A 14,997-nucleotide genomic window follows, 5' to 3' on the forward strand; every position below is an offset into this window, starting at 1 on the left:
GGAGGAATACCTGAAGTTTAACCCGCCGCTTGCAGACTGGGTTGCCAATTGACGATGCGCGAATGCACGGATTTCGGTTCCGGATCCGTGGCCAATGCCGTACGGAAGGCGTCATCGGAAAACATTTCGGCGATTTCCGACAGGATTTCCAGATGTTGCTGGGTGACATGATCGGGAATCAGCAGGAAAAACAGCAGATTGACGGGCTTGCCATCGGGCGACTCGAACGGAATCGGTTCGGCCAGGCGCACGAAGGCGCCCAGCGGCGATTTCAAGGTCTTGCTGCCCTTGACTCTGCCATGCGGCACGGCCACGCCATGACCCAGACCGGTCGAGCCCAGACGTTCGCGGGCAAACAGATTGTCCGAGACGGTAGAGCGGGCGATGCCGTAATTGTTTTCGAAGATCAGGCCGGCTTGCTCGAAGGCGCGCTTCTTGCTGGAAACTTCCAGATCCAGCAGGACGTTTTCGAGGGATAATATTTTGCTAAGATTAGTCATGACACTCAATGAAATGGTGCAATGCGCAGAGGGCTTGCGAGCCGAATTATAGGCCTGTTTTCGCGGCCTGTAACGCCAATTCTCAACAGTATACGTCCGCTGCGGGCGCAGTGGGCGCTACAGCCAATGTGACCATCATTTTAGCAAAAAAATAACATCGGCGTGTATCGGCTATTTCTTGATTAAAAACACGCGGCGCGCCGGTTTTTCCGCCGCCGAATGCCGATTTTCCGATTTTTCAGCGTCTTTGACATGCTCTGCGGCACTACTGCAACGTTGTTTTAAAACACAGCCAACATTCCTGTTGGCATGGTTTTGGGGTGTTGCGCGGTGTTGCCTAGCGTTACTGGCGCGCGTTGCGCAGATTGCCCGGCATCGCTCCCGTGCTGAAGTTGCTGCGCCAGGGATTGATGTCGAGGCCGCCGCGGCGCGTATAGCGCGCATACACGGACAGTTTTTGGGGCTTGCACTGACGCAAGATATCGACAAAGATGCGTTCCACGCATTGCTCGTGGAATTCATTGTGTTCGCGGAAACCGATCAGGTAGCGCAACAGGCTTTCCTGGTCGATCTGCGGCCCCGCATACACGATCTGCACGCTGCCCCAGTCGGGCTGGCCCGTCACCAGGCAATTTGATTTGAGCAAATGTGACACCAGTTTTTCTTCCACGGGCGCCTCATCGAGCGCCGCCTTCAACAGCAGCGGCGAGGGCGTGTATTGCGTGATTTCCAGGTCCAGACGGTCGAGCAGCACGCCGTCGAACTCGCCCATTTTGAGCTTGCCGAAATCTTCCTGCAAAGTCAGTTCCACTTGCACGGGCGCGCCGAAACCATTCGACAAATCCTGCTGGAGCAATGCCAGCAGGGCTTGCGGGCTGTCCAGCTTGGTCTGGTTGAACGAGTTCAGGTAGAGCTTGAACGATTTCGATTCGATGATGTTGGGCGAATCGGCCGGCGCGCTGACCTTGGCAATGGCCACCTGCGGCTTGCCGCGCTGGTTCAGCCACGACAGTTCGTAGGCGTTCCAGATATCGAGGCCGAAAAACGGTAATGTACCGTGCAGTTCCAGCTCGTCGCGCTTGCCCTGGCGCGGAATCGGAAACAGCAATTCCGGCGCGTAATCGGTGTGGTAGGCGGAGCTTTTGCCCAGCGGGGATTGTTCGGCGAGGTCGTTGGTGGTGGTCATGGTCGTGTGGCGTGAATTCAGTCAAGCACGCATGGTAGCCTATTTCGGGGTCAGACCCGTCGGGTCTGACCCCAGCTTGTTCGCCTGGGTTAGAACTAACCTAAAAACAGCTTGTAGACGGGATTGCTGCTCTCATCCCAATAACGGTAACCGAGGGTATCGAGGAAGCGGGCGAATTCTCCCATTTCATCGGGCGGTACTTGCAGGCCGATCAGGATGCGGCCCACGTCGCCGCCCTGGCTGCGGTAATGGCACAGGGAAATATTCCAGTTCGGCGCCATGCTGTCGAGAAAGCGCATCAGCGCGCCCGGGCGTTCGGGGAATTCGAAGCGGTACAGCAGCTCGTCCTGCGCCAGCCGGCTCTTGCCGCCCACCAGGTGGCGGATATGCGACTTGGCCAGTTCGTCGTGGGTCAGGTCCAGGGTCTTGAATTCGTGTTCCTCGAAGGTCTTCGCCAGCACGCTGGATTCATGCCTGTCGGCAATTTGAATGCCGACGAACACGTGCGCGGCTTTTTCATCGCTGATGCGGTAGTTAAATTCCGTCACGTTGCGCGCGCCGATGAGCGAACAGAAGCGCTTGAAGCTGCCCCGCTGTTCGCGCATGGTAACGGCAAACACGGCTTCGCGGAATTCGCCCAACTCGGCCCGTTCCGCCACGAAGCGCAAACGGTCGAAATTCATGTTCGCGCCGCTGGCGATGGTGACCAGGGTTTCATTGTTGACGGGGTGCTTGGTCAGGCTGGCCCGTTCCACGTAGGCCTTGGCGCCCGCGATGGCCAAGGCGCCGGACGGCTCCAGAATGCTGCGCGTATCCGTAAACACATCCTTGATGGCGGCGCAGATGGCGTCCGTGTCGACGGTGATGATTTCATCGACATACGCCTGCACCAGGCGGAAGGTTTCCTCGCCGGCCAGGCGCACGGCCGTGCCGTCGGCAAACAGGCCCACGTCGTTCAGGGTCACGCGTTCGCCCGCCTTCAGCGAGCGGGCCATGGCATTCGAATCGACGCTTTGCACGCCGATGATCTTGATGTCGGGGCGAATCTGTTTTACGTAGGCAGCAATGCCGGCGATCAGGCCGCCGCCGCCGATGGGGGCGAAGATGGCGTGGATGGGGCCGGCGTGCTGGCGCAGGATTTCCATGCCGATCGTGCCCTGGCCGGCGATCACGTCCGGGTCGTCGAACGGGTGCACGAAGGTCAGCTTCTGTTCCTTTTCCAGAGTCAGCGCATGGTTGTAGGCATCCGTGTACGACTCGCCGTGCAGCACCACTTCCACGTTCACGCCGCCGCGCCCCTTGACCGCCTCGACCTTCACCAGCGGCGTGGTAGTGGGCATGACGATGACGGCACGGCAACCCATGCGGGCGGCCGACAGGGCCACGCCCTGGGCATGGTTGCCGGCCGAGGCGCAGATCACGCCGCGCTTGCGTTCCGCTTCGCTGAGCTTGGACATCTTGTTGTAGGCGCCGCGAATCTTGAAGCTGAACACGCTTTGCATGTCTTCGCGCTTGAAGTAAATCTGGTTGTTCAGGCGCTGCGACAGGGCTGGGGCCAGTTCCAGCGGCGTTTCGGTGGCGACGTCATAGACGCGGGCGGTCAGGATTTTCTTGAGGTAGTCGATGTTCATAGTCTGCAAGCAAGTGATTCTGGGCCAGAAAGGGTCTGGAGCGTGTCTGTCGATAGCGGCGGCGCGGCGGCGGATAGCCTGGCGACAATAATGCTCTGTGGAACTGCGGGCGGGTCTGCCTTTGCCAGCCGGCGCGATGTGTGCGGCGCCCAGGCTGCTCTTCATTATAATGGAGAGCCTTACCGCATCGCGAAGTGTTCCATGATCGAATCCGCAATCGCCTGGCTGCTGCAGCTGATCGCAGCACCGGAAGTCGGGCTGACATCGGTCTTTCTGATCAGCTTTATTTCCGCTACCCTCTTGCCGCTCGGCTCGGAGCCGGCCGTGTTTGCCGTCATCAAGGCCAATCCCGCGCTGTTCTGGGCCGCCATCGGCGTCGCCACCCTGGGCAATACCCTGGGCGGCATCGTCGACTACTGGATGGGCTACCGGGCCAAGCAGGCGTTCGCCAAGGAGCGCGATACGCGCTGGTTCCGCTGGCTGGCCCGCTATGGCGCCAAGACCATGCTGCTGGCCTGGCTGCCCCTCGTGGGCGATCCCCTGTGTACCCTGGCGGGCTGGCTCAAGTTGCCGTTCTGGCCCAGCGTGGCCTATATGGCCATCGGCAAGTGCGCACGCTACCTGACCATGACAGGCTTGCTGCTCTACGTCCCCGATGGTGTTTGGCACCGGATCGGCCAGATGCTGGCTTGAATGGGACGGCCTGCAACGCCAGTTTGCCCCATTTCGTGCAGTTCGATAGTTCGCAGCAGGGTCTGATTTTTGGTATTTTTTCGTTGAAAATTCGTGGAATCTGGTTTTTTATTCGGCAATGGAGGGCTTTTCCATATTTGCTATGGTGGCGGATGCGGTGCTTAAACCTTAGGCTGCCTAAGGCTGTTCCCGCATGGTGCGGCGCAATAAGATAAAATGGGTCTTTAGGGTCCAGTCCACATCGTCACCACACTCCATGAACGCTCCCGCACAAATCCAAGCTTTACTGGCAGAAACGCCGAATGGTCCCGCAGCAAGCCGCCTGCGCGAAATCCCGTATAACTACACGTCGTTTTCCGATCGCGAGATCGTCATACGCCTGTTGGGGGAGGACTCCTGGCGCCTGCTCGACGAGCTGCGCGGCGCCCGCCAGACGGGCCGTTCGGCCCGCATGCTGTACGAGGTGCTGGGCGATATCTGGGTCGTGCGCCGCAACCCCTATCTGCAGGATGACTTGCTCGACAATCCGAAGCGCCGCCAGGGCTTGATCGATGCCTTGCATCACCGCCTGGCCGAAGTCGACAAGCGCCGCCTGTCCATCGATGCGGCCGGCGGCGACGTGGCCGCCAGCGGCGAGACGCCGGAAGTGGCGCAGGCGCGCAGCCATAACGTCGAACTGCTGCTCAAGGCCGCCAGCAAGGCCGTGGCCGACTTTGGCGATGAATTCCGCAAGACCTACGACTTGCGCAAGCGCACGGTCAAGGTGCTGGGCCGCTACACGGAAAAACACAATGTGCGCTTCGACGGCATGACGCGCGTGTCGCACGTGACGGATGCCACCGACTGGCGCGTGGAATACCCGTTCGTCGTGCTCACGCCCGACACGGAAGAGGAAATGGCTGGCCTGGTCAAGGGCTGTATCGAACTGGGGCTGACCATCATCCCGCGCGGCGGCGGCACCGGCTACACGGGCGGCGCGATTCCATTGACGCCGATGTCGGCCGTCATCAACACGGAAAAACTGATCACCCTGGGTGCCGTGGAAATGACGGTCTTGCCGGGCTTGACGCACGAATACGCGACGATCAATTCGGGCGCGGGCGTGATCACGAACAAGGTCTCGGAAGCGGCGGAGAAGGCCGGTTTCGTGTTTGCCGTCGACCCCACCTCGGCCCACGCCTCTTGCATCGGCGGCAACGTCGCCATGAATGCGGGCGGCAAGAAAGCCGTGCTGTGGGGCACGGCGCTCGACAACCTGGCCTCGTGGCGCATGGTTGACCCGAACGGCGACTGGCTCGACGTCACGCGCCTCGACCATAACCTGGGCAAGATCCACGATATCGCACTGGCACGCTTCCAGCTGGAATGGCGTCACCCGAGCACGCGCGACGCGACGAAACCGAACGCGCCGTTCAAGACGGAAATCCTGGAAATTCCTGGCCGTAAATTCCGCAAGGAAGGCCTGGGCAAGGACGTGACGGACAAATTCCTCGCCGGCTTGCCGGGCATTCAGAAAGAAGGCTGCGACGGCCTGATCACGTCGGCGCGCTGGATTCTGCACAAGATGCCGAAGTTCGCCCGCACCGTCTGCCTGGAATTCTTCGGCCAGGCGCGCGACGCGATTCCGTCGATCGTGGAAATCAAGGATTACCTGGACGGCTTGCCGGCGAAAGGCGAGCAATACACGAGCATCCGCCTGGCGGGCCTCGAGCACCTGGACGAGCGCTACCTGCGCGCCGTCGGCTACGCCACCAAGTCGAAGCGGGGCGTGCTGCCGAAGATGGCCCTGTTTGGCGACATCGTCGGCGACGATGAAAACGCCGTCGCGCAAGCGGCGTCGGAAGTGGTGCGCATCGCCAACACCCGCGTGGGTGAAGGTTTTGTGGCCGTCAGCCCCGAAGCGCGCAAGAAATTCTGGCTCGACCGTGCCCGCACGGCGGCGATCGCCAAGCACACGAACGCTTTTAAAATCAATGAAGACGTCGTCATTCCCCTGAACCGCATGGGCGAATACACGGATGGTATCGAACGCATCAATATCGAGCTGTCGATCAAGAACAAGCTGCAACTGGCCGACGCCCTCAGCGAATTCTTTGCCAAGGGTAACTTGCCAATCGGCAAGAGCGACGATGCATCGGACGACCGCGTCGACGACGCTGAAATGCTGGGCGACCGCGCCGAGCAGGCGCAGCAGTTGCTGGCGCAAGTGACGGCGCGCTGGACCTATCTGCTGGCCCAGCTCGACCGTCCGCTGGTCGACGTGAAGGGCGAACTGGCCGAACTGGGTATGGAGCGCCTGTTGCCCGTGTTCGATGCACGCCTGCAAACGCAGCCGAACGCCACCCTGTTCGACGTGGTGCAGGACCGCACGGTGCGCATCACGTGGAAGCAGGAAATCCGCGCCCAGCTGCGCCAGATCTTCAACGGCGCCGCTTTCAAACTGATCCTCGACGAGGCCACTGCCATTCACGCGCGCATTTTGCGTAGCCGCGTGTTTGTCGCGCTGCACATGCATGCGGGCGACGGCAACGTGCACACGAACTTGCCCGTCAACTCGGACAATTACGAAATGCTGCAGGACGCCCATGAAGCTGTGGGCCGCATCATGATCCTGGCCCGCTCGCTCAATGGCGTCATTTCCGGCGAGCACGGTATCGGCATCACCAAGCTGGAATTTTTGACGGAAGAAGAGATCGGCGACTTCCGCAGCTACAAGCAGCGCATCGATCCCGAAGGCCGTTTCAACAAGGGCAAGCTGCTGAACCTGCCGGGCATGGGCGCCGACTTGCGCAATGCCTACACGCCATCGTTCGGCCTGATGGGACACGAATCGCTGATCATGCAGCAAAGCGATATCGGCGCTATCGCCGACAGCGTCAAGGACTGCTTGCGTTGCGGCAAGTGCAAACCCGTGTGCTCGACCCACGTGCCGCGCGCCAACTTGCTGTACTCGCCGCGCGACAAGATTTTGGCCACCTCGTCCCTGATCGAAGCCTTCCTGTACGAAGAGCAGACGCGCCGCGGCATTTCCATCAAGCATTGGGAAGAGTTCGAAGACGTGGCCGACCACTGCACGGTCTGCCATAAATGCGTGACGCCTTGCCCCGTGAACATCGACTTCGGCGATGTGTCGATGAACATGCGCAATTTGCTGCGCAAGATGGACAAGAAGAGCTTTAATCCGGGCACCAAGGCGACGATGATGTTCCTCAACGCCACCGATCCCGTGACCATCAACGCCACGCGCAAGGTTATGATCGGCTGGGGTTACAAGGCGCAGCGCCTGGGCCACGATCTGTTGAAGAAATTTGCCAAGAAGCAAACCAAGGCGCCGCCGCCATCGACGGGGAAGCCGCCCGTCAAGGCGCAGGTGATCCACTTCATCAACAAGAAGATGCCGGGCAACCTGCCGAAGAAGTCGGCGCGCGCGCTGCTCGACATCGAAGACGACAAGGTCATCCCGATCATCCGTAATCCGAAGACGACGACGGCCGATACGGAAGCCGTGTTCTACTTCCCTGGTTGCGGTTCGGAACGTTTGTTCTCGCAAGTGGGCCTGGCCACGCAGGCGATGCTGTGGGAAGTAGGTGTGCAGACGGTCTTGCCGCCTGGCTACCTGTGCTGCGGTTATCCGCAGCGGGGTGCGGGCGAGTTCGACAAGGCCGAGAAGATGATGACGGACAACCGCGTCCTGTTCCACCGCATGGCCAACACGCTCAATTACCTGGACATCAAGACGGTGCTGGTGTCCTGCGGCACTTGCTACGACCAGCTGGCAACGTATCAGTTCGAGAAGATTTTCCCTGGCTGCCGCATCATGGATATCCATGAGTATTTGCTGGAGAAAAACGTCAAGCTGGAAGGCGTGAACGGCACGCGCTATATGTACCATGAGCCATGCCACAATCCGATGAAGCTGCAGGAATCGGGCAAGACGATCAACTCCCTGATCAGCACGGTGGATAACGTGAAGATCGAGAAGAATGACCGTTGCTGCGGCGAATCGGGCTCGCTGGCCGTCACGCGCCCTGATATTTCCACGCAAGTGCGTTTCCGCAAGGAAGAAGAGATGGTCAAGGGCGCCGACAAGCTGCGCGGCGATGGGTTCACCGGCGACGTCAAAATCCTCACCAGCTGCCCGTCGTGCCTGCAAGGCTTGTCGCGCTACAATGACGATTCGGGCACGACGGCCGACTACATCGTCGTCGAGATCGCCAAACACTTGCTGGGAGAGAACTGGATGCCGGATTACGTGAAACGCGCCAATGACGGCGGCATCGAACGGGTGCTCGTGTAATGTCCACGCCTTGCGATCTGTGTCAGTTGCTCGATGATTTTGCCAAGAAGCAGGGCTGTGAGGCCTTGCTGTGGCGCAGCGAGCGCCTGTCCGTGGTGGCCGTCGACGACCCAAGCTACCCCGGCTTTTGCCGCGTGATCTGGAACAAGCACGTGAAGGAAATGACGGATTTGACGCCCGGCGAGCGCAATTATGTGATGGAAGTCGTGTGGCAAGTCGAGCTGGCCGTGCGCGAAGTGATGGCGCCGGAAAAGGTCAATGTGGCCAGTTTCGGCAACATGACGCCGCACGTGCACTGGCACGTGATTCCCCGCTACCGTGACGACGCGCATTTCCCGCACCCCAGCTGGGCCGTGGTGCAGCGCGAGACGGCGCCCGAAGTACTGGCCGCGCGCCGCGCCCTGTTGCCGGCCTTGCGCGAGGCCATCATTCAACGTTTATCCGCATAAAGTATCGTCATGACTGAAAAAACAGCAACACCCCAACCGACCGGCTTGACCGTGCACAACCAGTCGCGCGTGCTCGACGTGGCTTTCGACGACGGCAGCACATTTGCGCTGCCGTTCGAATACCTGCGCGTGTACTCGCCCTCGGCCGAAGTGCAGGGCCATGGCAAGGGCCAGGAAACCTTGCAATTAGGTAAGCGCCTGGTCGGCATCACGGGCATCGAGCCCGTCGGCAACTACGCCGTGCAGCCTACCTTCAGCGACGGCCACAATTCCGGCCTGTACACCTGGGCTTATCTGTACAAGCTGGGCGCGGAAAAGGACAAACTGTGGCAAGCCTACCTTGACCAGCTGGCGGCAGCCGGCTACCCCGGCGACAGCGGCCGCGACGCCAAGGCCGACATGACCGTCAAGCAATCTTCCGGCGGCCACGTGCATGGACCCAGCTGCGGCCATAAGCATTAATTAAAAATAATGCGGTAATCTTGTCGGATTGCCGCCGCCCCATTCGTCGTATGAATGCCCGCGCTTGCGGGCATTTTTCTTTGGAGAAGAGACTATGGAATACATGATCCTGATCTACGCCGATGAATCCCGTTATGCATCCATGCCGGAAGGGCAGATGGCCAGCCTGATGGCCGACTTTGCCAGCTACACGCAGGCGCTGGAAGCGGCCGGCGTGCTGCGCGGCGGGGCCGAGCTGGCGCCGGTGGGCAGCGCCACCAGCGTGCGCGTGCGCAATGGCAAGCCTGTCATCACGGATGGGCCGTTCGCGGAAACCAAGGAGCAGCTGGGCGGCTACTATCTGCTCGACTGCGCCCACCTGGACGAAGCGCTGGCCTGGGCCGGGCGTTGTCCGGCGGCTTCCCTGGGCACGATCGAAGTGCGGCCCGTCACGGCATAACCATGGCCGGCGACGCCGTTACGGCCGTCGAATACGTCTTTCGCCAGGAAAAGGGCAGGGTGCTGGCCGGCCTGATGCGGCGTTTCGGCGACCTGGGCCTGGCGGAAGATGTGCTGCAGGAAGCGTGCCGCAAGGCGCTGGAGCTGTGGCCGCGCACAGGCATCCCCGGCAATCCCGCCGCCTGGCTCAGTGCCGTGGCGCGCAACGCGGCTCTCGACCACGTACGCCGGGCGGGCAAGAGCGTCAGCGACGCCGAGGCCGTGCTGTCGTGCCTGCCTGCGGTCGAGACTGTTGACGCGCAGCCTATCGAAGACGACCGCCTGCGCCTGCTGTTCATCTGCTGCCATCCCGCGCTGGCGCCCGAGGCGCAGGTGGCGCTGGCTTTGCGCACCCTGTGTGGCCTGTCCACGGCCGAGATCGCACGCGCCTTCGGCGTGGAGGAAGCGGCCCTGTCGCAGCGCTTGTTGCGCGCCAAACGCAAGATCGCCGAAGCCCGTATCCCTTTCGAGTTGCCGCCGGAACAAGAGCTGCAGCCGCGGCTGGCGCAAGTACTGCACGTGATTTACCTGGTGTTCAGCGAAGGCTATTGCGCCAGCGGCGGCGACACGTTGCTGCGCGCAGACCTGTGCGCGGAAGCGCTGCGCCTGGGGCGCCTGCTTGACAGCCTGCAGCCCGGCCAGCCGGAAGTGCAGGGGTTATTGGCCCTGATGCTGCTGCAGGCGTCGCGCGGCCCCGCCCGCCTCTCGCCAGGCGGTGAACTGCTGACCCTGGAAGAGCAGGACCGGCGCCTGTGGGATGACGCCCTGATTGCCGAGGGATTGGCCGTGCTGGCGCTGGCCTTGCCGGCGCGCGCGCCAGGGCCGTATCAGCTGCAGGCCGCCATTGCCGCCTTGCACGCGCAAGCGCCCACGGCCAGCGGGACGGACTGGCGCCAGATCAGCGCCCTGTATGGCGCCTTGCTGCGGCACAAGCCGGAACCCATGATCTTGCTCAACGCCGTGATCGCCTGCGCCATGGCGCACGGCGCCGCACACGGGCTGGCCTGGCTGGCGCGGCTGGAAACCGTGCCCAGCCTTGTCAACTCGCATTATCTGTACGCGGCCCGGGCCGACTTGCTGCGCCGCCAGGGCGACCGGCCGGGGGCGCTGGCCGCGTATGCGCGGGCGGCCATGCTGGCTGAGAATGCAGTGGAAAGGCAATACCTTCTCCGGCGTCACGGGGAAATGCGCCTGCCGCTTGTATAATGCTCCCAAGTTCAAACAGACTGCCTACCATGACCAATACGACCCATTTCGGATACAAAACAGTTGCAGAAGACGACAAAGTGCGCGAAGTCGCCAAGGTGTTCCATTCCGTCGCTGCCAAATACGACGTGATGAACGACTTGATGTCGGGCGGGCTGCACCGTCTGTGGAAGACGTTTACCATCGCCAACGCGGGCGTGCGCCCCGGTTTCAAGGTGCTCGACATCGCCGGCGGCACGGGCGACCTGTCGAAGGCGTTTGCCAAGCAGGCGGGTCCTACGGGCGAAGTCTGGTTGACCGATATCAATGAATCGATGTTGCGCGTGGGCCGCGATCGCCTCTTGAATCGCGGCTTGCTCACCCCCACCTTGTTGTGTGACGCGGAAAAACTGCCATTCCCCGATAATTATTTCGACCGCGTCAGCGTCGCCTTCGGCCTGCGCAACATGACGCACAAGGACGTGGCGCTGGCGGAAATGCGCCGCGTGCTGAAACCGGGCGGCAAGCTGCTGGTGCTGGAATTTTCCAAGGTGGCGGCGCCGCTGCAAAAACCGTACGACATGTATTCGTTCTCGGTCTTGCCGTGGTTCGGCCAGAAAATCGCCGGTGACGCGGAAAGCTATCGCTATCTGGCCGAATCGATCCGCATGCACCCGGACCAGGAAACCTTGAAGACCATGATGGAAACGGCGGGCCTGGAGCGCGTGCAGTACTACAATTTGACGGCAGGCATTGCCGCTTTGCACACCGGTATCAAGATGTAATGCATCAACGTTGGTGATTTTAGGAGATGGAATGAAATTGAAGAAATTTATGGTCGGCATGATGCTGGCCGCGGCCACGGTATCCATGCTGGGCGAGGCGCTGGCCCGTCCCATGGGCGGTGGCCGTTCGTTTGGCCGCCAGTCGCAAAACGTGGGCCGCCAGGCGCCCGCACCTGCGCCCACCCCGGCGCCGGCCGCCGCGCCGCGCCAGGCGCAGCCTGCGCCAGCTCCCGCACCGGCGCCTGCCGCCAAGGCACCGAGCCGCTGGAAGGGCTTGCTGGGCGGCGCCTTGCTGGGCCTGGGTCTGGGCGCCTTGCTGTCGCATTTTGGCCTGGGCGGCGCCCTGGCCAGCATGATCAGCACCCTGCTGATGGTGGCTTTGCTGGCCGGCGTGGCCTTCTTCATCTACCGCATGGTGCGCGGCAAACGCGACACTAACGCCGGCAATGCGCCGTTCGCCGGTTTCGGCAACCAGCCGGCACCGGCCGGCAATGTGCCCGACATCGGTTCGCACATCCCGCCGCTGCCGCCGCTGCAGCCCGTCTCGTCCGGCGTCGGCCTGGACAAGCCGGCACCGGCTGCCGCGCCATGGGGCGTACCAGGCGACTTCGACAAGGAAGCCTTCCTGCGCCACGCGAAAAGCAATTTCATTCGCTTGCAAGCGGCCTGGGACAAGGCCGACGTCAACGATATCCGCGAATTCACGTCGCCGGAAGTGTATGCGGAACTGCGCATGCAAATCCAGGAACGGGGCGCGCAGCCGGACTTTACGGATGTCGTCACCATCGATGCCGAACTGCTCGGTATCGAGACGAGCGTCAACGATTACCTGGCCAGCGTGAAATTTACGGGCCTGATCCGTTCGGCGCCGGGCGCGGCAGCGGAACCGTTTGCGGAAGTGTGGAATATGTCGAAACCCGTCAGCGGCAACAGCGGCTGGGTCCTGGCAGGCATCCAGCAATTGAATTAATTGTCAAAACTTGCTGAATAATGGCTTAAGTCCATGCGGAATGCATGATGCTTGACAGATATTTCCTGCTGAACTGGTAAGATCGAAACCGCCCGCGTTGTTGTACGGGCGGTTTTTCATTTTTAGGGGCGCGTTTGGCGCGCAGGCACACGATGGCACCACTTTCCGATCTCTCCCTGATGACGCCCGTCATCGCGACTATCAACCATTTGCTGGCGCAGGAGCCGTGGGCGCGCCAGCAGCTGGCGGTGCACGCCGGCAAGCTTGCCTGCATCGACACGGGCGCCGTGGCCTTGCGCCTGCGCGTCGACAGCGCCGGCATGCTGGAAACGGCACCGGCGGACGTAGTTGCCAATGTGACCATCCGCGTGAAATTGTCCGATGTGCCGCTGATCCTGCAAAACCGCGAGCGGGCGTTTTCCTACGTCAAGATCGAAGGCGATGCCGAGTTTGCCAATGCGATTTCGCAATTGAGCAAGGGTTTGCGCTGGGAAGCCGAGCACGACCTGGAAAAGGTCGTCGGTCCCATGCTGGCCACGCGCCTTGTTTCCGGTGCGAAAGATGCCGCCGCCTTTGTGCGCACGGGCCAGCAAAAGCTGGCGGAAAACGTGGCCGAATATTTTCTCGACGAACAGCCGATGCTGATCCGTCCTTCCACCCTGCAAGAGTATTCCGCTGGCGTGACGCGCGTGCGCGATGACGTCGAACGCCTGGCTAAGCGCCTTGCCCGGCTGGAAAAGGCGGCCGCCGCCGTCCAGCCGCAGTCCTCCTCACCGGATTTGTCTACATGATATTGAAATTCCTGCGCCTGTTTAAAATCATCCGTGTTTCCATCAAGTACGGTCTGGATGAGATAGCGATTTCTGGTCTGCAAGTTCCCCGCACCGCCAAATTGATCGACACCCTGATTTTCTGGCGCGACCTGTCGTCGCCACGGGGCTTGCGCCTGCGCCTGGCGCTGGAAGAGCTGGGTCCGATTTTCGTCAAATTCGGCCAGGTGCTGTCGACCCGGCGCGACCTGATGCCGCCCGATATCGCCGAAGAACTGGCGCGCCTGCAAGACCGCGTGCCGCCCTTCGATTCCGACCTGGCCATCGCGCAGATCACCAAGTCGCTCGGTGCGCACCCCGATCAACTGTTTGCCCGCTTCGAGCGCGAGCCGGTGGCGTCCGCATCTATTGCCCAGGTGCACTTTGCCACCTTGAAAGACGGCCGCGAAGTGGCCGTGAAGGTCTTGCGTCCAGGCATGAAAAAGCTGATCGACGAAGATGTGGCCCTGATGCACATCGCCGCCGACTGGACCAGCCGCCTGTGGGCCGACAGCAAGCGCCTGAAGCCGAAAGAGGTGGTGGGCGAGTTCGACAAATACCTGCACGACGAGCTGGACCTGATGCGCGAGGCGGCCAACGCCAGCCAGCTGCGCCGCAACTTCGCCAATTCGGACTTGCTGCTGGTGCCCGAAATGCACTGGGATTATTGTTCCAGCAGCGTCATCGTCATGGAACGCATGTACGGCATCCCCGTGTCGCAGACCGAGCGCCTGGTGGCGGCCGGCGTGGACTTGCGCAAACTGTCCAGCGATGGCGTGGAAATTTTCTTCACGCAAGTGTTCCGCGACGGCTTTTTCCATGCTGACATGCACCCAGGCAATATTCTCGTGTCGATCGCGCCCGACTCGTTCGGCCGCTACATCGCGCTCGACTTCGGCATCGTGGGTACCTTGAATGACTACGACAAGGATTATCTGTCGCAAAACTTCCTCGCCTTCTTCCGCCGCGACTACAAGCGCGTGGCCGAGGCGCACATCGAATCGGGCTGGGCGCCGAAGGACACGCGCGTCGACGAGCTGGAAGCGGCCGTGCGCGCCTGCTGCGAGCCGATCTTCGACCGCCCGCTGAAGGATATTTCTTTTGGGCAAGTATTGCTGCGGCTGTTCCAGACCTCGCGCCGCTTCAACGTGGAAGTGCAGCCGCAACTGGTGCTGCTGCAAAAGACCCTGCTCAATATCGAAGGCCTGGGCCGCCAGCTCGATCCGGAACTGGACCTGTGGCAAACGGCCAAGCCCTACCTGGAAAAATGGATGAGCAACCAGGTGGGGCCGCAAGGCTTCATGGAGCGCCTGCGCGCCGAGGCGCCCCGTTATGCGCACATTTTCCCGCAACTGCCGCGCTTGCTGCATCAGGCCTTGACCGTGCATGGCGAACCGCGTGAAAACGACGTGGAACTGATGAAAACCTTGCTGGCGGAGCAACGCCAGACGAACCGCTTGCTGAGTTTTATCGTGTACTTTGTCGGCGCCTTCGCCCTCGGCGCGCTGGGTTTGCAAGTGTTCATGCGCTGGCATCAACTGCCGTTTTAACTG

General features: G+C 61.4%; 13 protein-coding genes. 10 read left to right on the forward strand and 3 right to left on the reverse strand.

What is annotated here, in order from left to right; all coding sequences use genetic code 11:
* Positions 1-17 precede the first annotated feature (17 nt).
* The 3 genes from D9M09_RS00545 to ilvA all read right to left on the reverse strand — a co-directional run bounded on the left by D9M09_RS00545 (position 18) and on the right by ilvA (position 3,317).
* On the reverse strand, positions 18-500 hold the full coding sequence (locus tag D9M09_RS00545; protein ID WP_034753339.1) for a PTS sugar transporter subunit IIA: 483 nt from the start codon (positions 498-500) through the stop codon (positions 18-20).
* A gap of 343 nt (positions 501-843) precedes the next feature.
* Positions 844-1,686: an NADPH-dependent 7-cyano-7-deazaguanine reductase QueF gene (gene queF, locus D9M09_RS00550; RefSeq protein WP_121668351.1), complete on the reverse strand. Its 843-nt coding sequence runs from the start codon at positions 1,684-1,686 to the stop codon at positions 844-846.
* Positions 1,687-1,781: 95 nt separating this feature from the next.
* The gene (gene ilvA / locus D9M09_RS00555; RefSeq protein ID WP_034753344.1) at positions 1,782-3,317 is read right to left on the reverse strand and encodes a threonine ammonia-lyase, biosynthetic; all 1,536 of its coding nucleotides are present in this window, start codon (positions 3,315-3,317) and stop codon (positions 1,782-1,784) included.
* Positions 3,318-3,518: 201 nt separating this feature from the next.
* Between ilvA and D9M09_RS00560 the strand changes: the two genes are divergently transcribed.
* From D9M09_RS00560 to ubiB, 10 genes are all read left to right on the forward strand, one after another.
* Entirely contained in the window at positions 3,519-4,010 is a 492-nt protein-coding gene (locus tag D9M09_RS00560; RefSeq protein ID WP_070221645.1) for a YqaA family protein, read from the forward strand.
* 256 nt (positions 4,011-4,266) lie between these two features.
* The gene (locus D9M09_RS00565; protein WP_070221644.1) at positions 4,267-8,307 is read left to right on the forward strand and encodes a DUF3683 domain-containing protein; all 4,041 of its coding nucleotides are present in this window, start codon (positions 4,267-4,269) and stop codon (positions 8,305-8,307) included.
* The gene (locus tag D9M09_RS00570; RefSeq protein ID WP_070312523.1) at positions 8,307-8,756 is read left to right on the forward strand and encodes an HIT family protein; all 450 of its coding nucleotides are present in this window, start codon (positions 8,307-8,309) and stop codon (positions 8,754-8,756) included. The genes D9M09_RS00565 and D9M09_RS00570 overlap by 1 nt, the downstream gene beginning before the upstream one ends.
* A gap of 9 nt (positions 8,757-8,765) precedes the next feature.
* Positions 8,766-9,218: a gamma-butyrobetaine hydroxylase-like domain-containing protein gene (locus D9M09_RS00575; protein ID WP_070221643.1), complete on the forward strand. Its 453-nt coding sequence runs from the start codon at positions 8,766-8,768 to the stop codon at positions 9,216-9,218.
* A 94-nt stretch (positions 9,219-9,312) separates the two neighbouring features.
* Positions 9,313-9,657 (forward strand): YciI family protein, encoded by a 345-nt coding sequence (locus D9M09_RS00580; protein ID WP_070221642.1) that lies wholly within the window; start codon positions 9,313-9,315, stop codon positions 9,655-9,657.
* A 2-nt stretch (positions 9,658-9,659) separates the two neighbouring features.
* Positions 9,660-10,901, forward strand: a complete 1,242-nt coding sequence (locus D9M09_RS00585) for an RNA polymerase sigma factor (protein WP_070312524.1) — start codon at positions 9,660-9,662, stop codon at positions 10,899-10,901.
* Positions 10,902-10,930: 29 nt separating this feature from the next.
* Positions 10,931-11,665: a bifunctional demethylmenaquinone methyltransferase/2-methoxy-6-polyprenyl-1,4-benzoquinol methylase UbiE gene (gene ubiE, locus D9M09_RS00590; RefSeq protein WP_070312525.1), complete on the forward strand. Its 735-nt coding sequence runs from the start codon at positions 10,931-10,933 to the stop codon at positions 11,663-11,665.
* A gap of 31 nt (positions 11,666-11,696) precedes the next feature.
* Positions 11,697-12,635, forward strand: coding sequence for a Tim44 domain-containing protein (locus D9M09_RS00595; protein ID WP_070312526.1), 939 nt, complete (start codon positions 11,697-11,699; stop codon positions 12,633-12,635).
* Between the two features lie 152 nt (positions 12,636-12,787).
* On the forward strand, positions 12,788-13,426 hold the full coding sequence (locus D9M09_RS00600) for a ubiquinone biosynthesis accessory factor UbiJ (RefSeq protein ID WP_070312527.1): 639 nt from the start codon (positions 12,788-12,790) through the stop codon (positions 13,424-13,426).
* Positions 13,423-14,994, forward strand: coding sequence for a ubiquinone biosynthesis regulatory protein kinase UbiB (ubiB, locus tag D9M09_RS00605; RefSeq protein WP_070221638.1), 1,572 nt, complete (start codon positions 13,423-13,425; stop codon positions 14,992-14,994). The genes D9M09_RS00600 and ubiB overlap by 4 nt, the downstream gene beginning before the upstream one ends.
* Positions 14,995-14,997: the final 3 nt, after the last annotated feature.

The organism is Janthinobacterium agaricidamnosum (genome assembly GCF_003667705.1).
Classification (GTDB): Bacteria; Pseudomonadota; Gammaproteobacteria; order Burkholderiales; family Burkholderiaceae_D; genus Janthinobacterium.